Below are 17,955 nucleotides of genomic sequence, written 5' to 3'. Positions count from 1 at the left end.
GTAAAAAAACCTCATTCTGAGGATCTTTTCCCTGCTCTGTCGGCGTTTCAAACGGGATTTTATCACGTGAATGGATTGTGAAAATCTCTCACTCTTAGTGATGAAGTCGACAGAACCTCGATTATCGGCTGCCGCCAGGATGGCGATTAGCTGACTATAACCGCTGTTCTGTCGGTGACGGACGGCCGGAACGGAACTTCCTCACGGGGATAGGCCAGCAGCGGTCAGCCTGTGTTTTTCCCCCAACATTCTATTAGAAACCTTGTATTTCTCTCTTTTCCGCTGTATCTTGTAAGTGGGATATCCCACTTGTTGAGGTAAATATGAGTGCAGTATTAAAAGAATACGATACAAAAATCGACTCGAAGAACCGCTTTACAGTCCGTGGAGCCAAGTACGATTACTATCACGTGATGGAGTTTAACGACGGACGAATCGAGATGATTCCCCGAGTTCTCGTCGATCCGACCCTGATCTCCGCCAACACTCTGAAAATGATGGACAAATCGGTCGAGAACCTGAAAAAGGGCAAAGTCTCCGCGCCCATTGATTTTTCCAAATACCTGGAAGACTGATAGGAATGGCATTTAGCATACGAATGGGGGTTCCTGAGATGGAGCTCTTCTGGAATGACCTCACAAAAAAAGCGGATAAGGGGAGTTTGAGCAAGACAGAGCAGAAGCTCTTCAAGAAACTGGTGAAAGCTTTCGGTTTTCTCAGTCAGAATCCCAGACACCCGGGGCTGTCCTCTCATGAGATTTCAGATTTAAGTCGCCGATATGGAATGAAGGTTTGGGAATCGTATCTTGAAAACAACACTCCTTCCGCCGGTCGGATCTTCTGGGTTTATGGACCGGATCAAAAGGATATTACGATAATCGGGATCGAGCCGCACCCGGAGGACAAGAAGCGTGGCGGGTATGATAAGGTGAAGTTGTCGGAGTTAAATTAGAGTTTCCTTTTAGATGACAGCCTGCCAATTGGAGATGCTTCGGTCGAATGAAGCCAGTAGATCGATTGTTGATGATCCTTCATCGACAAAGAAACCATATTCTTCATAGTAGCCACAGCAGGCTGTAGCCCCGCCTGCCACCATATTCCCGGCGACCGACAGATATTTCTTTGAAAACCGTGTATTGATTTTCTCCTGCTTGAAATGCTTGAAGTTGTTGCTCAGTTCCCGGATGAGCTTCTGATCTTTGTTGACTGGTGGATGAGGTACAATTTGACTGTATAATTCCTTGAAATCCCAAGGGATTCTTTCAGTTTCCGAATAGGGATTTAACTCAACCACAATAGCTTTCTTCTTGTCCAAACAGTATTCCTCAGACTTGAGAGCCCAATCGAAGAGATGATTGACTGAAAGGATGATATTGATAACCATGTAGTGGTTACTAATGTCAGTAGATACTGTAGAAATTTCTGACCTTTCAGATATTACTTTCTCGAGTAAATCCACAGGACTGTTAAGGCCGAAAATTACTTTCTTACCCATTTGCTCCTCTATTTTTATCGATCAGAGCATTGATGTGATTGGAAATGGCTCTTTGATCCCTATCTGGTAGCTGCTTTATCTGTTGTAATTTCTTCACGAGTTTTAGATCCAGTTCAATTTTCTCTCTGACCTTTTCATCGACGGGATTGACCAGGTCTCCGGGAAGTACACCTAATGCTTCTGCAATGTTTTCCAACTTGTCGAGGGGAATACTATTGGTTTCTGCTTCATAGTAGGCTATGGTTCTGTGAGAAATTCCTACAATCTGAGCCAACTCTCTTTGAGACAATCCTTTTCTTTTTCTGAATAGAGCCATGTTGTTGTTAAAAGTATTTTTCACAAGGAAATTATACAGGTGAAATGTTCTGCTTGACATCTGTGTGCAATATATCGTAACATTAAAGTACATTCAAGATTCAAATATTTTACTTGACACTGTTTAAAAAAACACCTGAATAAAGGTTACTACCCCTGAGTCGATGGGGATAAAAAAAGCCTTGTTTCCTATCCGTCGCCAAACTGATCGAAACAAGGCCCATACATCACGAGGAGAAAACCCTCTATGACTAAATCATTTTACACAATTTTCAATTTCCAGTCAAAGAAGTCTCTCCTCTCCATAAGGAGTTTCCCATGCAGGAAATTCAGACCTTTGACCTGTACGAAGCATCGTACTACCTCAGTCGAAACTGTCAGATTGTTACAGTCGAGGCCGTCGATGTCGACGGCAAGGTAAACTGCCGGCTGACCATCTCCGGCGTTGCTATCCACACTCTACAGGCCGCCTATTTCTCAGGCGAAGCACAAATCAAACTCTTTGATTTCCGTCGAACCTACGCCCAGCTTCACAAGTTGGTGGGGGATGCCAAGCGGAAGTACAAGCTGCAGATGAAACACCAGAGGGTAGCGGGAGGTCCGCTATGAAAACACTTAGCACCTCAAATCTTATTGAAATCACTTACCTGTTGGAAATGGGCAACCGGATCACTGCCGTGGAGGCAAAGCCTGGAGCCTACGACGTTACTGAACTGTTTATCACTTTAGAAGGTGAAATGGTCGAACTGGATCACAAGAACTTCCTGATCGGCAGTATCATGCCTGTCTCCATGATACCGAAGACGATGGAAGCCATCAGTAACCAGATCTGGAAAGATCAGGAGACTGCCTTATGAAAAAGATTATATTCACCAACCAGAAAGGCGGCGTCGGTAAAAGTACCACCTGTAGAGAATGTGGTTTTTACCTGGCTTCCAGAGGCTACAGAACTCTGTTCATAGATTGTGATCCTCAAGGCAACCTTACCAAGAGCCTCTCAGATGAAGAGATCAAGGGACTCTTTGAAGCCCTTGAGGACGGCATTATCTCAACTCAGAGTATCGCCGACAATCTTTTCCTTCTCGCCGGAGACTTCCGACTCTCATTACTTGAAAAACGGTACCTCGGAGAAGTAGATGCTTATTCCAGAGTACAGGATTTATTATCTGCAGAAGAGTTTGAAGGTTTTGACTTCATCCTCTTCGACACTCCGCCATCATTGAACATTCTGACACTCAACGCTCTTTCTGCAGCTGATCACCTGATTCTTCCCATGAAGCCTTCTCTCTATTCCATGCAGGGAACCAACGACCTTATGAACGCCGTGAGCAAGGTTAAAAAGAACCTGAACCCCGATCTCTCAATCCTCGGCGTTATTATCAATGAGTTCAATCCCATTCCCATCATCACAAGACAGATCAGAGAAGAGATAGAGGGAGCTTTTGGAGGAACAGTCTTTGACACAGTTATCTCCAAGAGCATCAAGATTGAAGAGGCTATCGCTCTGAAAGACGGCGTGGTCAACCTTCCCGGAAAGGAAGTGAAGATCCGCTCTGAGGTTTCAGCCCTAGGCGATGAAATCCTCTCCCGTCTCGGCGTGGAGGCCGGAATTGTATGAGCTCAGACCGATTAGGCGGGGTGAAAACCCTGAAAGTATCGGGCTTTCTCGATGAGTTCGAGAAGGATGAGATCAAGAAAAGGGTCGATATTTTGTCCCTTTTCTCATCCTTCGGTGTGAGCTATGAGAAGAAAGGCCGTTCTCATATGGCTAAATGTCCCTGGCATGACGACGATACTCCCAGTCTGTCTATCGATCAAGGGAAAGGACTGTACAACTGTTTCGGCTGTGGTGAATCCGGTGATATTTTCGACCTGGTTCAGAAGATGGAAGGGATTGATTTCAAGGAATCCTTGAAGTACCTGAAAGAATTTGACGGTTCTATTGTTCCCTTTCCCAAGACTTTGGAGGTTCCGGCAGAGCCGGTACCTTCAGAGTCTCACCAACCGGAGGGCGGTAGTGTAGAAAACGAGAGTGCTTTTGACAGTGTCGATCTGGAAAGAGTCATGGAGTTCTACCAGCGGTCTCTTTCCTCTTCCCGGGAAGCTATGGACTACTTTAAATCCAGAGGGATAGGACTGAAGGTTCTTTCCCGGTTCTCTGTCGGATACTCCAATGGGAAACTGAAAGATCTTGTCAGCTCCGGACAGAAGAAAGCTCTTAAAGAAATCGGTGTGTTCAACGAAAAGGGATACGAGACTTTCAAAGATTGTGTTGTTTTCCCTCTCCTCGATTCTACTGGTAAGGTTGTCAGCCTCTATGGCCGGAAGATCAAAGAATCGACCAAGATTAAACACCTCTACCTCAAAGGTCCGCACCACGGTCTTTTGAACCGGAAAGCCGCTTCTGTTTACAGAGGAGAGATAATCCTCACTGAATCTGTCATCGATGCTCTATCCCTCATCCAGATGGGTGTAGAGAATGTCATTCCCTGCTATGGAACCAACGGTTTTACTGACGATCACCTTTCTCTGTTGGAGGATGAGAGAGTGAAACTGGCAACAATCGCTTTTGACAATGACGCTGCCGGTAGTACGGCTGCTGAGAAGCTAGGTCAGCGTCTCCTTGAAGAGGAGATTCCTGTTAAATTGGTCTATCCCTCTCATTGCAAAGACTGGAATGAGCTTCTCACCTTAAATGGAAGAAAAGAAGATATTAAACCACTCCTGGATTCTGCGGAGGTTATCTATCCCAAAGGGAAGAGCCCTGACTTCTCGGTGAAGAAGGACAAAGGGAAGTATCTGATCTCTGCCTCTGACATTACTTATCGGCTCCTAGGAGTCAAAGAACTGTTTGTCAGCAACCTGAAGGTAAACGTCAGAGCTGAGAGGAATGAACAGAGTTTTATCGACAATTGTGATCTCTATTCCGCTCGATCCCGTACCGGTTTCTCTCTACAACTCTCCCGCCTTTTTGATGTGGAATCAAAGAGGATTGAGAAGGACCTGATCCGCATGGTCGAGTATCTGGAAGAGGAGAGGGACAAAGCACTGGCGGGAGACGAAGACAGAGAGATCGAACTGACCGAACAGGAAGTTGAAATGGGAATGGAATTCCTTACTTCTGCCGACTTGTTCGACCGGATTGTCCAGGACACGGAACTTCTCGGATACGTAGGCGAAGAGATCAACAAAATCCTTATCTATTTAGCCGCTTCCTCCCGAAAACTTGATGATCCTATCTCTGTGATTGTTATGTCTGAGTCAGCCGCCGGTAAATCCTATCTTATCGACACGGTGAAAAAGCTGATCCCGCCGGAGGACGTGGTATCAATGACCAGCCTTTCGGATCAGGCTCTCAACTATCTGCCGGAGGGGGGATTGAAACACAAGTTTCTGGTTATGGGGGAAGCGGTTCACTCGGAAGTTGTGGAGCACCAGATAAGGGAAATGCTGTCATCTCATGAACTGAGCCGGCTTGTGACTTCCAAGGATGAGAAAACCGGTCAGATGACCAGTAAGCTGGTGAGAAAAGAGGTTATTGTCTCCGCCGTGATGAGTTCTACCGATTACGATCTGAACGCCGAGAACACTTCCCGTAGCTTTGTCGTTAACACCGATGAATCGACCGATCAGACACGGCGGATCCACGCCTCACAGAAGAAAAAGTATTCTACCGACCGTCTGCAGGTGAAGCGGGATGAGATCCCCCGGATCATCAAAGCTCATCACGCAGCGCAGAGGCTTCTGAAAAAGGTCTTTATCATCAATCCGCTGGCCGAGAAGATCAACTTTCCCGATACTCTGATGCGGTCCAGAAGAGACCACGACAGGTTTATGGACTTGATAGCTTCCGTTGCTTTCCTGCGCCAGTACCAGAAGGAAGAAAAGGAAGAAAACGGAGTGAAGTACATCGAGTGTGACGAAACCGATCTTGAGATTGCCGCCCGTATTATCAAAGAGATCCTTCCGGCCACACTGACCAACTTTCCCAAGTCCGCCATCACTCTCTACGGGGAGATCCGGCGGGTTATTCGGGACAAGGCAAAGGAAGAGAATCTTCTTCCTAAAGAGGTCTCTGTCACTCAGAGAGAACTCCGAGAGCTGACAGGACTCAATCAGATGTTTGTGAAGAGGAATGTAAAAACTCTCTGTGATTTTGAATATCTGATCTGCACCGGAAGCCGAACCCGAGGAAGCCGGAATGCCTACCGATTGGTGGCTGATGAGTCTATCGAACTTCTGGATATGAGTAAGTTACTTAAATCGTAAAGGTAAGTGGTTCAAAGTGGGTCAGAATCGATTAGAAGTCTTAAATCCTTACTATCCCGATAGTTACATAAAAGTGGGTCAAGTGGGTCAAAACCATATGACCCACTTTTGTTTTCATAAGTCCTTAGCTGGCAATGATTTGACTTTTTCAGGATTGAGTGGGTCGTGATTTTCAGGGAGAGAGGGTATGAAAAAAGAAGATAAAAACCTTGTTAAAGCTTATTATTCCCATCTATTGGCCTCCGGCAAGAAGACCAAAGGCTTCCGCCACTCCTTCAACATCCTCACCGAGTATCTTAACGGTTCAGACTTCCTGTCCCTGGACTACCGGGAAGCCCAGAACTTTCAAAGCTGGATGACTGGACAGGAGAATCGATATTCCCATGCCTCTATCTTAAGCATTATCGGTCCTCTTTCTGCATTCTGGGACTACATGAAAAAAAGAAGGCTGGTTTCGGTTAATCCCTTCCGGCTGATCGAACGGATCAAGGCTCCTTCCAAGTTGCCGGGAAACATTCCCGACGAGAAGGAAATGGATGAACTTCTTATGTTTCTTGCCGACTTTACCAGAGGAAAGAACCTTCGGGATTACAAGAGGTATTACAAAGCCCACCTATTGTGTGAACTGCTCTATTCGACGGGGATGAGGATATCCGAAGCGGCGGCGGTCAGGCTGGAAGACATCGATCTCTCTGGTGGAACCGTTCTGGTTCATGACATTAAGACAAACAGTGAGAGAACTGCCTACCTCAATGATTATGTGAAAGAGAATCTGACCGTTTACATAGAGGAATTTAGAGACAGGGTTTTGTGGAGAGCAGAAGAAAGCAATCTTCTCTTTGGCGCTTCTACCAACCTGAAGAAATGGCTCAACGGCGTACTGGAAGAGGTCTGCAGGGAAATGGGAAGGGAGAAGGTTACTTCCCATATTTTCCGCCATTCCTTCGGCTACCACATGCTGAAAGCAGGTTGCGACATCCGGAAGATCCAGAAGTTTCTGGGGCACCGCCGATTAAGTACGACAGGAGTTTACACGAAAGTGGACACTGAGGCCCTGCGGAACATTCTTGATCAGTACCATCCAAGAGGAGGTCACAAGTCATGACCTTCTCTGAATGCCGGACCGATTACGAGCATTACCTTGCCGGAAAAGGCTTGAAGAAAAGAACGGTGAGGCGAAAGCTGAACCATGTTCTTTATTTTCTCTCTTCACTTTCTGACAGTCCTTCTGATCTACGGGAAATTGGAGAAAAGAACTTTAACCGTTACATTTCTTTCCTGAAAGAGAAGGAACTTACAGAAGGCACAATCGCCCAGTATGTGAGCAGTGTCCGTCAGTTCTTCACCTGGCTTTACAAAAATGATCTGATTCTCTCTCCTGTGGCGGAGCTTATCCCGGAAGTAAAATCAACAAGCCGGGAGAAGCCGATTTTTTCTACCTGTGAGATGGAATATTTCCTCGACACCGTTGGTTCACACCTGAGGGACAGGACATTCTTTGAACTCCTCTATTCTTCTGGACTCCGCTGCTCGGAGGCCTTGAGCCTCAAATGGAAACATGTATTCATCGATTCAAGAAAACTTAAAGTGGAGCAGGGCAAGGGCGGTTATGACCGTTATGTGCCTTTCTGCAGTTCTGCTGCCTTCTTCCTGAGCAAATGGAAACAAAGAACAACCTCGTCTCAAAACGACTACATCTTTCCCGGACTTTCTGGCGGGCATCTGACCTACCACTGCATGTCATTACGTTTTAGAAAGTACCTCTTTGAATCAGGAATCAGAAAGCCGGGGTTATCGATCCACTCGATCCGCCACAGCACGGCGACCCATCTGCTGGAAGCCGGTGCTGATGTTCGCTATGTCTCCGAACTTCTTGGCCACAACAGCATGGAAACGACGGTACGCTACACCCATCCGACGGAGGAGAGCCAGAGACGGGCCTACAGGATGTATCACCCGAGGGAAAACGGCTACTACAGGGAGATTGACCGGGAGTACAGAAAACAGCTAAAAGCCTTAAGAGAAAAGTTTCATGACAGAGCCGAGCATGTGGCCAGGTACGTAAAGAAATGATTGAAAAGGCCTCTTTGTGCGGTTACACTGTGAAAAGTGACCGCCAAAACGTTTAATTCCAACAGAAAAAGATATGCTCTAGGTGGTGTTCAGGCCTCTCCGGGGGAGACTTTACAGTTTACCGGCAAGGAGTGGGATGAGGAAACTCGGCTTTATTACATGAGCGCGCGGTATCAGAATCCGATGACGTCGCGGTGGATTAGTGTGGATCCGGCTGGACCAGCTTTAGTTAACCCAAATCAGAAAGGATTTTCAATAATACAATCGATGAATTGGTATTCGTATACTTCAAACAATCCTGTGAATTACATTGATCCTACGGGAATGAGTGAGTTGACTGATGATCTTCAAAATCAGATTACTGAAGCACAAGCTCAATTTCGTGATATATTCATGGGTCCAGATTATGATTCTCCAGAATCAGGTGAGAAGTTGGGTGTATTGAAAGATCAGATTCTTGATTTAATGGGACAGTACAATCAGGCCGTAATTGATGAAGGGAATTTGGATATAACTGACTATATAACAAATGGAGTTCAAACCGGTGGATTTGGTGATAATCAAGGTTTAACAGGTGACTATCAAACTACTGCTCATCCTGGAATTGACGGTGTTGGAGGTTCGGCTAAAACACCTTTTTACACACAAATGACCAATGCTGATGAGGGGCGTTCAAATACAATGACATTAAGCATCATTGGAACAAACTTAAACATGCAAATCTCTCATGGTGATAAAGGATCTTGGTCAAGGATTTCTGGAGGTCTGTATAAACCAGGCCAGGCGATAATGCCATTTCCAATGAAAAACAACAATGATGTATCAAGTACTGCTCCTCATTTTCATTTTCAGATAGCGAATGGTACCAACTTTGTTAATCCCTACACGATGAGAGCATCAGATACTGTATTCAAGTTTACTAATAACGGAGGTTCTTCTTGGCGAAACTTCAGAACAGATTTCTAGTAGTCTTATTATTGATCTCATGTAGCATCAATATTTATAGTTCCGATCTTTTTGAAGGGATCTGGCGTTGTCATAATACAAGAGATGTAAAGATGGATTCATTTCTCGGAATAGAGAAGGTTAACGACGATGAGTATTTTGTCATTTTTGTAGATCCATTCAACGAGCATCAGTTTGATTTTGCTACATCCGGTTCTATTGATGATGAAGGATATTTAGTCATTGATACCGGAGAGGATGTCTATTATCTTGAGATTATTGATGATATGTCGTTATATCAAAACTGGAATTTTAAAGAGGACATGAATGCTAATCCGTTTACTCGAGTAAAAGGGAGTTCAATGAAAGATATGGAAAATCCATATGTGGATTTTAATAAATATATTGAAAGCACTATTGAGGATAGCAAATAAAACTCGGCAGGTCCATCCCTCCGCCATCATGGCTCCGGTCTTCGACAGAATTTACGTTATCGTCAGCCGACGTCCTTGTCGGCGGTCCGTTCGCTGACGCTCACCCGATAACGGAGATTCTGCCTACCTGCGCGTGGTTCAGGTGCGGTCAGTTGATTCTGAGATTGAAGAATTAGCAGACTGTCAGCATATTTTGTAAAACGGTTATTTGTTACAACAGCACCGGGATTCTTCGAAACCCTCACCTTTTATATCCGCCGACAGCCCTGGTAAAAAAACCTCATTCTGAGGATCTTTTCCCTGCTCTGTCGGCGTTTCAAACGGGATTTTATCACGTGAATGGATTGTGAAAATCTCTCACTCTTAGTGATGAAGTCGACAGAACCTCGATTATCGGCTGCCGCCAGGATGGCGATTAGCTGACTATAACCGCTGTTCTGTCGGTGACGGACGGCCGGAACGGAACTTCCTCACGGGGATAGGCCAGCAGCGGTCAGCCTGTGTTTTTCCCCCAACATTCTATTAGAAACCTTGTATTTCTCTCTTTTCCGCTGTATCTTGTAAGTGGGATATCCCACTTGTTGAGGTAAATATGAGTGCAGTATTAAAAGAATACGATACAAAAATCGACTCGAAGAACCGCTTTACAGTCCGTGGAGCCAAGTACGATTACTATCACGTGATGGAGTTTAACGACGGACGAATCGAGATGATTCCCCGAGTTCTCGTCGATCCGACCCTGATCTCCGCCAACACTCTGAAAATGATGGACAAATCGGTCGAGAACCTGAAAAAGGGCAAAGTCTCCGCGCCCATTGATTTTTCCAAATACCTGGAAGACTGATAGGAATGGCATTTAGCATACGAATGGGGGTTCCTGAGATGGAGCTCTTCTGGAATGACCTCACAAAAAAAGCGGATAAGGGGAGTTTGAGCAAGACAGAGCAGAAGCTCTTCAAGAAACTGGTGAAAGCTTTCGGTTTTCTCAGTCAGAATCCCAGACACCCGGGGCTGTCCTCTCATGAGATTTCAGATTTAAGTCGCCGATATGGAATGAAGGTTTGGGAATCGTATCTTGAAAACAACACTCCTTCCGCCGGTCGGATCTTCTGGGTTTATGGACCGGATCAAAAGGATATTACGATAATCGGGATCGAGCCGCACCCGGAGGACAAGAAGCGTGGCGGGTATGATAAGGTGAAGTTGTCGGAGTTAAATTAGAGTTTCCTTTTAGATGACAGCCTGCCAATTGGAGATGCTTCGGTCGAATGAAGCCAGTAGATCGATTGTTGATGATCCTTCATCGACAAAGAAACCATATTCTTCATAGTAGCCACAGCAGGCTGTAGCCCCGCCTGCCACCATATTCCCGGCGACCGACAGATATTTCTTTGAAAACCGTGTATTGATTTTCTCCTGCTTGAAATGCTTGAAGTTGTTGCTCAGTTCCCGGATGAGCTTCTGATCTTTGTTGACTGGTGGATGAGGTACAATTTGACTGTATAATTCCTTGAAATCCCAAGGGATTCTTTCAGTTTCCGAATAGGGATTTAACTCAACCACAATAGCTTTCTTCTTGTCCAAACAGTATTCCTCAGACTTGAGAGCCCAATCGAAGAGATGATTGACTGAAAGGATGATATTGATAACCATGTAGTGGTTACTAATGTCAGTAGATACTGTAGAAATTTCTGACCTTTCAGATATTACTTTCTCGAGTAAATCCACAGGACTGTTAAGGCCGAAAATTACTTTCTTACCCATTTGCTCCTCTATTTTTATCGATCAGAGCATTGATGTGATTGGAAATGGCTCTTTGATCCCTATCTGGTAGCTGCTTTATCTGTTGTAATTTCTTCACGAGTTTTAGATCCAGTTCAATTTTCTCTCTGACCTTTTCATCGACGGGATTGACCAGGTCTCCGGGAAGTACACCTAATGCTTCTGCAATGTTTTCCAACTTGTCGAGGGGAATACTATTGGTTTCTGCTTCATAGTAGGCTATGGTTCTGTGAGAAATTCCTACAATCTGAGCCAACTCTCTTTGAGACAATCCTTTTCTTTTTCTGAATAGAGCCATGTTGTTGTTAAAAGTATTTTTCACAAGGAAATTATACAGGTGAAATGTTCTGCTTGACATCTGTGTGCAATATATCGTAACATTAAAGTACATTCAAGATTCAAATATTTTACTTGACACTGTTTAAAAAAACACCTGAATAAAGGTTACTACCCCTGAGTCGATGGGGATAAAAAAAGCCTTGTTTCCTATCCGTCGCCAAACTGATCGAAACAAGGCCCATACATCACGAGGAGAAAACCCTCTATGACTAAATCATTTTACACAATTTTCAATTTCCAGTCAAAGAAGTCTCTCCTCTCCATAAGGAGTTTCCCATGCAGGAAATTCAGACCTTTGACCTGTACGAAGCATCGTACTACCTCAGTCGAAACTGTCAGATTGTTACAGTCGAGGCCGTCGATGTCGACGGCAAGGTAAACTGCCGGCTGACCATCTCCGGCGTTGCTATCCACACTCTACAGGCCGCCTATTTCTCAGGCGAAGCACAAATCAAACTCTTTGATTTCCGTCGAACCTACGCCCAGCTTCACAAGTTGGTGGGGGATGCCAAGCGGAAGTACAAGCTGCAGATGAAACACCAGAGGGTAGCGGGAGGTCCGCTATGAAAACACTTAGCACCTCAAATCTTATTGAAATCACTTACCTGTTGGAAATGGGCAACCGGATCACTGCCGTGGAGGCAAAGCCTGGAGCCTACGACGTTACTGAACTGTTTATCACTTTAGAAGGTGAAATGGTCGAACTGGATCACAAGAACTTCCTGATCGGCAGTATCATGCCTGTCTCCATGATACCGAAGACGATGGAAGCCATCAGTAACCAGATCTGGAAAGATCAGGAGACTGCCTTATGAAAAAGATTATATTCACCAACCAGAAAGGCGGCGTCGGTAAAAGTACCACCTGTAGAGAATGTGGTTTTTACCTGGCTTCCAGAGGCTACAGAACTCTGTTCATAGATTGTGATCCTCAAGGCAACCTTACCAAGAGCCTCTCAGATGAAGAGATCAAGGGACTCTTTGAAGCCCTTGAGGACGGCATTATCTCAACTCAGAGTATCGCCGACAATCTTTTCCTTCTCGCCGGAGACTTCCGACTCTCATTACTTGAAAAACGGTACCTCGGAGAAGTAGATGCTTATTCCAGAGTACAGGATTTATTATCTGCAGAAGAGTTTGAAGGTTTTGACTTCATCCTCTTCGACACTCCGCCATCATTGAACATTCTGACACTCAACGCTCTTTCTGCAGCTGATCACCTGATTCTTCCCATGAAGCCTTCTCTCTATTCCATGCAGGGAACCAACGACCTTATGAACGCCGTGAGCAAGGTTAAAAAGAACCTGAACCCCGATCTCTCAATCCTCGGCGTTATTATCAATGAGTTCAATCCCATTCCCATCATCACAAGACAGATCAGAGAAGAGATAGAGGGAGCTTTTGGAGGAACAGTCTTTGACACAGTTATCTCCAAGAGCATCAAGATTGAAGAGGCTATCGCTCTGAAAGACGGCGTGGTCAACCTTCCCGGAAAGGAAGTGAAGATCCGCTCTGAGGTTTCAGCCCTAGGCGATGAAATCCTCTCCCGTCTCGGCGTGGAGGCCGGAATTGTATGAGCTCAGACCGATTAGGCGGGGTGAAAACCCTGAAAGTATCGGGCTTTCTCGATGAGTTCGAGAAGGATGAGATCAAGAAAAGGGTCGATATTTTGTCCCTTTTCTCATCCTTCGGTGTGAGCTATGAGAAGAAAGGCCGTTCTCATATGGCTAAATGTCCCTGGCATGACGACGATACTCCCAGTCTGTCTATCGATCAAGGGAAAGGACTGTACAACTGTTTCGGCTGTGGTGAATCCGGTGATATTTTCGACCTGGTTCAGAAGATGGAAGGGATTGATTTCAAGGAATCCTTGAAGTACCTGAAAGAATTTGACGGTTCTATTGTTCCCTTTCCCAAGACTTTGGAGGTTCCGGCAGAGCCGGTACCTTCAGAGTCTCACCAACCGGAGGGCGGTAGTGTAGAAAACGAGAGTGCTTTTGACAGTGTCGATCTGGAAAGAGTCATGGAGTTCTACCAGCGGTCTCTTTCCTCTTCCCGGGAAGCTATGGACTACTTTAAATCCAGAGGGATAGGACTGAAGGTTCTTTCCCGGTTCTCTGTCGGATACTCCAATGGGAAACTGAAAGATCTTGTCAGCTCCGGACAGAAGAAAGCTCTTAAAGAAATCGGTGTGTTCAACGAAAAGGGATACGAGACTTTCAAAGATTGTGTTGTTTTCCCTCTCCTCGATTCTACTGGTAAGGTTGTCAGCCTCTATGGCCGGAAGATCAAAGAATCGACCAAGATTAAACACCTCTACCTCAAAGGTCCGCACCACGGTCTTTTGAACCGGAAAGCCGCTTCTGTTTACAGAGGAGAGATAATCCTCACTGAATCTGTCATCGATGCTCTATCCCTCATCCAGATGGGTGTAGAGAATGTCATTCCCTGCTATGGAACCAACGGTTTTACTGACGATCACCTTTCTCTGTTGGAGGATGAGAGAGTGAAACTGGCAACAATCGCTTTTGACAATGACGCTGCCGGTAGTACGGCTGCTGAGAAGCTAGGTCAGCGTCTCCTTGAAGAGGAGATTCCTGTTAAATTGGTCTATCCCTCTCATTGCAAAGACTGGAATGAGCTTCTCACCTTAAATGGAAGAAAAGAAGATATTAAACCACTCCTGGATTCTGCGGAGGTTATCTATCCCAAAGGGAAGAGCCCTGACTTCTCGGTGAAGAAGGACAAAGGGAAGTATCTGATCTCTGCCTCTGACATTACTTATCGGCTCCTAGGAGTCAAAGAACTGTTTGTCAGCAACCTGAAGGTAAACGTCAGAGCTGAGAGGAATGAACAGAGTTTTATCGACAATTGTGATCTCTATTCCGCTCGATCCCGTACCGGTTTCTCTCTACAACTCTCCCGCCTTTTTGATGTGGAATCAAAGAGGATTGAGAAGGACCTGATCCGCATGGTCGAGTATCTGGAAGAGGAGAGGGACAAAGCACTGGCGGGAGACGAAGACAGAGAGATCGAACTGACCGAACAGGAAGTTGAAATGGGAATGGAATTCCTTACTTCTGCCGACTTGTTCGACCGGATTGTCCAGGACACGGAACTTCTCGGATACGTAGGCGAAGAGATCAACAAAATCCTTATCTATTTAGCCGCTTCCTCCCGAAAACTTGATGATCCTATCTCTGTGATTGTTATGTCTGAGTCAGCCGCCGGTAAATCCTATCTTATCGACACGGTGAAAAAGCTGATCCCGCCGGAGGACGTGGTATCAATGACCAGCCTTTCGGATCAGGCTCTCAACTATCTGCCGGAGGGGGGATTGAAACACAAGTTTCTGGTTATGGGGGAAGCGGTTCACTCGGAAGTTGTGGAGCACCAGATAAGGGAAATGCTGTCATCTCATGAACTGAGCCGGCTTGTGACTTCCAAGGATGAGAAAACCGGTCAGATGACCAGTAAGCTGGTGAGAAAAGAGGTTATTGTCTCCGCCGTGATGAGTTCTACCGATTACGATCTGAACGCCGAGAACACTTCCCGTAGCTTTGTCGTTAACACCGATGAATCGACCGATCAGACACGGCGGATCCACGCCTCACAGAAGAAAAAGTATTCTACCGACCGTCTGCAGGTGAAGCGGGATGAGATCCCCCGGATCATCAAAGCTCATCACGCAGCGCAGAGGCTTCTGAAAAAGGTCTTTATCATCAATCCGCTGGCCGAGAAGATCAACTTTCCCGATACTCTGATGCGGTCCAGAAGAGACCACGACAGGTTTATGGACTTGATAGCTTCCGTTGCTTTCCTGCGCCAGTACCAGAAGGAAGAAAAGGAAGAAAACGGAGTGAAGTACATCGAGTGTGACGAAACCGATCTTGAGATTGCCGCCCGTATTATCAAAGAGATCCTTCCGGCCACACTGACCAACTTTCCCAAGTCCGCCATCACTCTCTACGGGGAGATCCGGCGGGTTATTCGGGACAAGGCAAAGGAAGAGAATCTTCTTCCTAAAGAGGTCTCTGTCACTCAGAGAGAACTCCGAGAGCTGACAGGACTCAATCAGATGTTTGTGAAGAGGAATGTAAAAACTCTCTGTGATTTTGAATATCTGATCTGCACCGGAAGCCGAACCCGAGGAAGCCGGAATGCCTACCGATTGGTGGCTGATGAGTCTATCGAACTTCTGGATATGAGTAAGTTACTTAAATCGTAAAGGTAAGTGGTTCAAAGTGGGTCAGAATCGATTAGAAGTCTTAAATCCTTACTATCCCGATAGTTACATAAAAGTGGGTCAAGTGGGTCAAAACCATATGACCCACTTTTGTTTTCATAAGTCCTTAGCTGGCAATGATTTGACTTTTTCAGGATTGAGTGGGTCGTGATTTTCAGGGAGAGAGGGTATGAAAAAAGAAGATAAAAACCTTGTTAAAGCTTATTATTCCCATCTATTGGCCTCCGGCAAGAAGACCAAAGGCTTCCGCCACTCCTTCAACATCCTCACCGAGTATCTTAACGGTTCAGACTTCCTGTCCCTGGACTACCGGGAAGCCCAGAACTTTCAAAGCTGGATGACTGGACAGGAGAATCGATATTCCCATGCCTCTATCTTAAGCATTATCGGTCCTCTTTCTGCATTCTGGGACTACATGAAAAAAAGAAGGCTGGTTTCGGTTAATCCCTTCCGGCTGATCGAACGGATCAAGGCTCCTTCCAAGTTGCCGGGAAACATTCCCGACGAGAAGGAAATGGATGAACTTCTTATGTTTCTTGCCGACTTTACCAGAGGAAAGAACCTTCGGGATTACAAGAGGTATTACAAAGCCCACCTATTGTGTGAACTGCTCTATTCGACGGGGATGAGGATATCCGAAGCGGCGGCGGTCAGGCTGGAAGACATCGATCTCTCTGGTGGAACCGTTCTGGTTCATGACATTAAGACAAACAGTGAGAGAACTGCCTACCTCAATGATTATGTGAAAGAGAATCTGACCGTTTACATAGAGGAATTTAGAGACAGGGTTTTGTGGAGAGCAGAAGAAAGCAATCTTCTCTTTGGCGCTTCTACCAACCTGAAGAAATGGCTCAACGGCGTACTGGAAGAGGTCTGCAGGGAAATGGGAAGGGAGAAGGTTACTTCCCATATTTTCCGCCATTCCTTCGGCTACCACATGCTGAAAGCAGGTTGCGACATCCGGAAGATCCAGAAGTTTCTGGGGCACCGCCGATTAAGTACGACAGGAGTTTACACGAAAGTGGACACTGAGGCCCTGCGGAACATTCTTGATCAGTACCATCCAAGAGGAGGTCACAAGTCATGACCTTCTCTGAATGCCGGACCGATTACGAGCATTACCTTGCCGGAAAAGGCTTGAAGAAAAGAACGGTGAGGCGAAAGCTGAACCATGTTCTTTATTTTCTCTCTTCACTTTCTGACAGTCCTTCTGATCTACGGGAAATTGGAGAAAAGAACTTTAACCGTTACATTTCTTTCCTGAAAGAGAAGGAACTTACAGAAGGCACAATCGCCCAGTATGTGAGCAGTGTCCGTCAGTTCTTCACCTGGCTTTACAAAAATGATCTGATTCTCTCTCCTGTGGCGGAGCTTATCCCGGAAGTAAAATCAACAAGCCGGGAGAAGCCGATTTTTTCTACCTGTGAGATGGAATATTTCCTCGACACCGTTGGTTCACACCTGAGGGACAGGACATTCTTTGAACTCCTCTATTCTTCTGGACTCCGCTGCTCGGAGGCCTTGAGCCTCAAATGGAAACATGTATTCATCGATTCAAGAAAACTTAAAGTGGAGCAGGGCAAGGGCGGTTATGACCGTTATGTGCCTTTCTGCAGTTCTGCTGCCTTCTTCCTGAGCAAATGGAAACAAAGAACAACCTCGTCTCAAAACGACTACATCTTTCCCGGACTTTCTGGCGGGCATCTGACCTACCACTGCATGTCATTACGTTTTAGAAAGTACCTCTTTGAATCAGGAATCAGAAAGCCGGGGTTATCGATCCACTCGATCCGCCACAGCACGGCGACCCATCTGCTGGAAGCCGGTGCTGATGTTCGCTATGTCTCCGAACTTCTTGGCCACAACAGCATGGAAACGACGGTACGCTACACCCATCCGACGGAGGAGAGCCAGAGACGGGCCTACAGGATGTATCACCCGAGGGAAAACGGCTACTACAGGGAGATTGACCGGGAGTACAGAAAACAGCTAAAAGCCTTAAGAGAAAAGTTTCATGACAGAGCCGAGCATGTGGCCAGGTACGTAAAGAAATGATTG

At 45.9% G+C, this 17,955-nt stretch carries 22 protein-coding genes; 18 read left to right on the top strand and 4 right to left on the bottom strand.

Going from position 1 to position 17,955, the window contains the following annotated elements:
• The first annotated feature begins 323 nt into the window (after positions 1 to 323).
• Positions 324 to 575 (top strand): hypothetical protein, encoded by a 252-nt coding sequence (locus HNR50_RS12765; RefSeq protein WP_184747149.1) that lies wholly within the window; start codon positions 324 to 326, stop codon positions 573 to 575.
• Positions 576 to 580: 5 nt separating this feature from the next.
• Entirely contained in the window at positions 581 to 952 is a 372-nt protein-coding gene (locus tag HNR50_RS12760) for a hypothetical protein (protein ID WP_184747148.1), read from the top strand.
• 9 nt (positions 953 to 961) lie between these two features.
• On the opposite strand, the gene HNR50_RS12755 is transcribed toward HNR50_RS12760, so the two are convergent.
• Together HNR50_RS12755 and HNR50_RS12750 are read right to left on the bottom strand one after the other, a co-directional pair.
• Positions 962 to 1,495, bottom strand: coding sequence for a hypothetical protein (locus HNR50_RS12755; RefSeq protein ID WP_184747147.1), 534 nt, complete (start codon positions 1,493 to 1,495; stop codon positions 962 to 964).
• Entirely contained in the window at positions 1,488 to 1,835 is a 348-nt protein-coding gene (locus HNR50_RS12750) for a helix-turn-helix domain-containing protein (protein ID WP_184747146.1), read from the bottom strand. The genes HNR50_RS12755 and HNR50_RS12750 overlap by 8 nt, the downstream gene beginning before the upstream one ends.
• 293 nt (positions 1,836 to 2,128) lie before the next feature.
• Between HNR50_RS12750 and HNR50_RS12745 the strand changes: the two genes are divergently transcribed.
• The 10 genes from HNR50_RS12745 (at position 2,129) to HNR50_RS12700 (ending at position 10,752) form a co-directional block, all read left to right on the top strand.
• Positions 2,129 to 2,419, top strand: a complete 291-nt coding sequence (locus HNR50_RS12745; RefSeq protein WP_184747145.1) for a hypothetical protein — start codon at positions 2,129 to 2,131, stop codon at positions 2,417 to 2,419.
• Positions 2,416 to 2,667 (top strand): hypothetical protein, encoded by a 252-nt coding sequence (locus HNR50_RS12740; RefSeq protein WP_184747144.1) that lies wholly within the window; start codon positions 2,416 to 2,418, stop codon positions 2,665 to 2,667. Before HNR50_RS12745 ends, HNR50_RS12740 begins: the two co-directional genes overlap by 4 nt.
• The gene (locus tag HNR50_RS12735) at positions 2,664 to 3,428 is read left to right on the top strand and encodes a ParA family protein (protein WP_184747143.1); all 765 of its coding nucleotides are present in this window, start codon (positions 2,664 to 2,666) and stop codon (positions 3,426 to 3,428) included. Before HNR50_RS12740 ends, HNR50_RS12735 begins: the two co-directional genes overlap by 4 nt.
• A complete protein-coding gene (locus HNR50_RS12730) occupies positions 3,425 to 6,079 on the top strand; it encodes a CHC2 zinc finger domain-containing protein (RefSeq protein WP_184747142.1) in 2,655 nt (884 codons plus the stop codon). Before HNR50_RS12735 ends, HNR50_RS12730 begins: the two co-directional genes overlap by 4 nt.
• Before the next feature lie 187 nt (positions 6,080 to 6,266).
• Entirely contained in the window at positions 6,267 to 7,184 is a 918-nt protein-coding gene (locus HNR50_RS12725; protein WP_184747141.1) for a tyrosine-type recombinase/integrase, read from the top strand.
• Entirely contained in the window at positions 7,181 to 8,152 is a 972-nt protein-coding gene (locus HNR50_RS12720; protein WP_184747140.1) for a tyrosine-type recombinase/integrase, read from the top strand. The genes HNR50_RS12725 and HNR50_RS12720 overlap by 4 nt, the downstream gene beginning before the upstream one ends.
• 36 nt (positions 8,153 to 8,188) lie before the next feature.
• Entirely contained in the window at positions 8,189 to 9,118 is a 930-nt protein-coding gene (locus tag HNR50_RS12715; RefSeq protein ID WP_184747151.1) for an RHS repeat-associated core domain-containing protein, read from the top strand.
• Between the two features lie 92 nt (positions 9,119 to 9,210).
• The gene (locus HNR50_RS12710; RefSeq protein WP_184747150.1) at positions 9,211 to 9,531 is read left to right on the top strand and encodes a hypothetical protein; all 321 of its coding nucleotides are present in this window, start codon (positions 9,211 to 9,213) and stop codon (positions 9,529 to 9,531) included.
• 592 nt (positions 9,532 to 10,123) lie between these two features.
• On the top strand, positions 10,124 to 10,375 hold the full coding sequence (locus tag HNR50_RS12705; RefSeq protein WP_184747149.1) for a hypothetical protein: 252 nt from the start codon (positions 10,124 to 10,126) through the stop codon (positions 10,373 to 10,375).
• A 5-nt stretch (positions 10,376 to 10,380) separates the two neighbouring features.
• Positions 10,381 to 10,752, top strand: coding sequence for a hypothetical protein (locus HNR50_RS12700; RefSeq protein ID WP_184747148.1), 372 nt, complete (start codon positions 10,381 to 10,383; stop codon positions 10,750 to 10,752).
• A gap of 9 nt (positions 10,753 to 10,761) precedes the next feature.
• Here the strand turns inward: HNR50_RS12700 and HNR50_RS12695 are convergent, their stop codons facing one another.
• A complete protein-coding gene (locus HNR50_RS12695; protein ID WP_184747147.1) occupies positions 10,762 to 11,295 on the bottom strand; it encodes a hypothetical protein in 534 nt (177 codons plus the stop codon).
• Positions 11,288 to 11,635 carry a helix-turn-helix domain-containing protein gene (locus HNR50_RS12690; RefSeq protein ID WP_184747146.1) on the bottom strand — a complete coding sequence of 116 codons (348 nt, stop codon included), beginning with the start codon at positions 11,633 to 11,635 and terminating at the stop codon, positions 11,288 to 11,290. Before HNR50_RS12690 ends, HNR50_RS12695 begins: the two co-directional genes overlap by 8 nt.
• Positions 11,636 to 11,928: 293 nt before the next feature.
• Between HNR50_RS12690 and HNR50_RS12685 the strand changes: the two genes are divergently transcribed.
• From HNR50_RS12685 to HNR50_RS12660, 6 genes are all read left to right on the top strand, one after another.
• Complete coding sequence (locus HNR50_RS12685) at positions 11,929 to 12,219, top strand: hypothetical protein (protein ID WP_184747145.1); 291 nt, start codon at positions 11,929 to 11,931, stop codon at positions 12,217 to 12,219.
• On the top strand, positions 12,216 to 12,467 hold the full coding sequence (locus HNR50_RS12680; protein WP_184747144.1) for a hypothetical protein: 252 nt from the start codon (positions 12,216 to 12,218) through the stop codon (positions 12,465 to 12,467). The genes HNR50_RS12685 and HNR50_RS12680 overlap by 4 nt, the downstream gene beginning before the upstream one ends.
• Positions 12,464 to 13,228 (top strand): ParA family protein, encoded by a 765-nt coding sequence (locus tag HNR50_RS12675; protein ID WP_184747143.1) that lies wholly within the window; start codon positions 12,464 to 12,466, stop codon positions 13,226 to 13,228. The genes HNR50_RS12680 and HNR50_RS12675 overlap by 4 nt, the downstream gene beginning before the upstream one ends.
• Complete coding sequence (locus tag HNR50_RS12670) at positions 13,225 to 15,879, top strand: CHC2 zinc finger domain-containing protein (RefSeq protein ID WP_184747142.1); 2,655 nt, start codon at positions 13,225 to 13,227, stop codon at positions 15,877 to 15,879. Before HNR50_RS12675 ends, HNR50_RS12670 begins: the two co-directional genes overlap by 4 nt.
• A gap of 187 nt (positions 15,880 to 16,066) precedes the next feature.
• Complete coding sequence (locus tag HNR50_RS12665; RefSeq protein ID WP_184747141.1) at positions 16,067 to 16,984, top strand: tyrosine-type recombinase/integrase; 918 nt, start codon at positions 16,067 to 16,069, stop codon at positions 16,982 to 16,984.
• Positions 16,981 to 17,952 (top strand): tyrosine-type recombinase/integrase, encoded by a 972-nt coding sequence (locus tag HNR50_RS12660; RefSeq protein WP_184747140.1) that lies wholly within the window; start codon positions 16,981 to 16,983, stop codon positions 17,950 to 17,952. The genes HNR50_RS12665 and HNR50_RS12660 overlap by 4 nt, the downstream gene beginning before the upstream one ends.
• Positions 17,953 to 17,955: the final 3 nt, after the last annotated feature.

This window comes from Spirochaeta isovalerica (genome assembly GCF_014207565.1).
Lineage (GTDB): Bacteria > Spirochaetota > Spirochaetia > DSM-2461 > DSM-2461 > Spirochaeta_F > Spirochaeta_F isovalerica.
The sequence above is the reverse complement of the archived record's forward strand: the minus strand, read 5'-3'. Positions and strand labels throughout refer to the sequence as shown.

Coding starts and splice junctions, on each gene's coding strand:
- HNR50_RS12765 (WP_184747149.1), top strand. CDS start 324: ATGAGTGCAGTATTAAAAGAATACGATACAAAAATCGACTCGAAGAAC.
- HNR50_RS12760 (WP_184747148.1), top strand. CDS start 581: ATGGCATTTAGCATACGAATGGGGGTTCCTGAGATGGAGCTCTTCTGG.
- HNR50_RS12755 (WP_184747147.1), bottom strand. CDS start 1,495: ATGGGTAAGAAAGTAATTTTCGGCCTTAACAGTCCTGTGGATTTACTC.
- HNR50_RS12745 (WP_184747145.1), top strand. CDS start 2,129: ATGCAGGAAATTCAGACCTTTGACCTGTACGAAGCATCGTACTACCTC.
- HNR50_RS12740 (WP_184747144.1), top strand. CDS start 2,416: ATGAAAACACTTAGCACCTCAAATCTTATTGAAATCACTTACCTGTTG.
- HNR50_RS12735 (WP_184747143.1), top strand. CDS start 2,664: ATGAAAAAGATTATATTCACCAACCAGAAAGGCGGCGTCGGTAAAAGT.
- HNR50_RS12730 (WP_184747142.1), top strand. CDS start 3,425: ATGAGCTCAGACCGATTAGGCGGGGTGAAAACCCTGAAAGTATCGGGC.
- HNR50_RS12725 (WP_184747141.1), top strand. CDS start 6,267: ATGAAAAAAGAAGATAAAAACCTTGTTAAAGCTTATTATTCCCATCTA.
- HNR50_RS12720 (WP_184747140.1), top strand. CDS start 7,181: ATGACCTTCTCTGAATGCCGGACCGATTACGAGCATTACCTTGCCGGA.
- HNR50_RS12710 (WP_184747150.1), top strand. CDS start 9,211: ATGGATTCATTTCTCGGAATAGAGAAGGTTAACGACGATGAGTATTTT.
- HNR50_RS12705 (WP_184747149.1), top strand. CDS start 10,124: ATGAGTGCAGTATTAAAAGAATACGATACAAAAATCGACTCGAAGAAC.
- HNR50_RS12700 (WP_184747148.1), top strand. CDS start 10,381: ATGGCATTTAGCATACGAATGGGGGTTCCTGAGATGGAGCTCTTCTGG.
- HNR50_RS12695 (WP_184747147.1), bottom strand. CDS start 11,295: ATGGGTAAGAAAGTAATTTTCGGCCTTAACAGTCCTGTGGATTTACTC.
- HNR50_RS12685 (WP_184747145.1), top strand. CDS start 11,929: ATGCAGGAAATTCAGACCTTTGACCTGTACGAAGCATCGTACTACCTC.
- HNR50_RS12680 (WP_184747144.1), top strand. CDS start 12,216: ATGAAAACACTTAGCACCTCAAATCTTATTGAAATCACTTACCTGTTG.
- HNR50_RS12675 (WP_184747143.1), top strand. CDS start 12,464: ATGAAAAAGATTATATTCACCAACCAGAAAGGCGGCGTCGGTAAAAGT.
- HNR50_RS12670 (WP_184747142.1), top strand. CDS start 13,225: ATGAGCTCAGACCGATTAGGCGGGGTGAAAACCCTGAAAGTATCGGGC.
- HNR50_RS12665 (WP_184747141.1), top strand. CDS start 16,067: ATGAAAAAAGAAGATAAAAACCTTGTTAAAGCTTATTATTCCCATCTA.
- HNR50_RS12660 (WP_184747140.1), top strand. CDS start 16,981: ATGACCTTCTCTGAATGCCGGACCGATTACGAGCATTACCTTGCCGGA.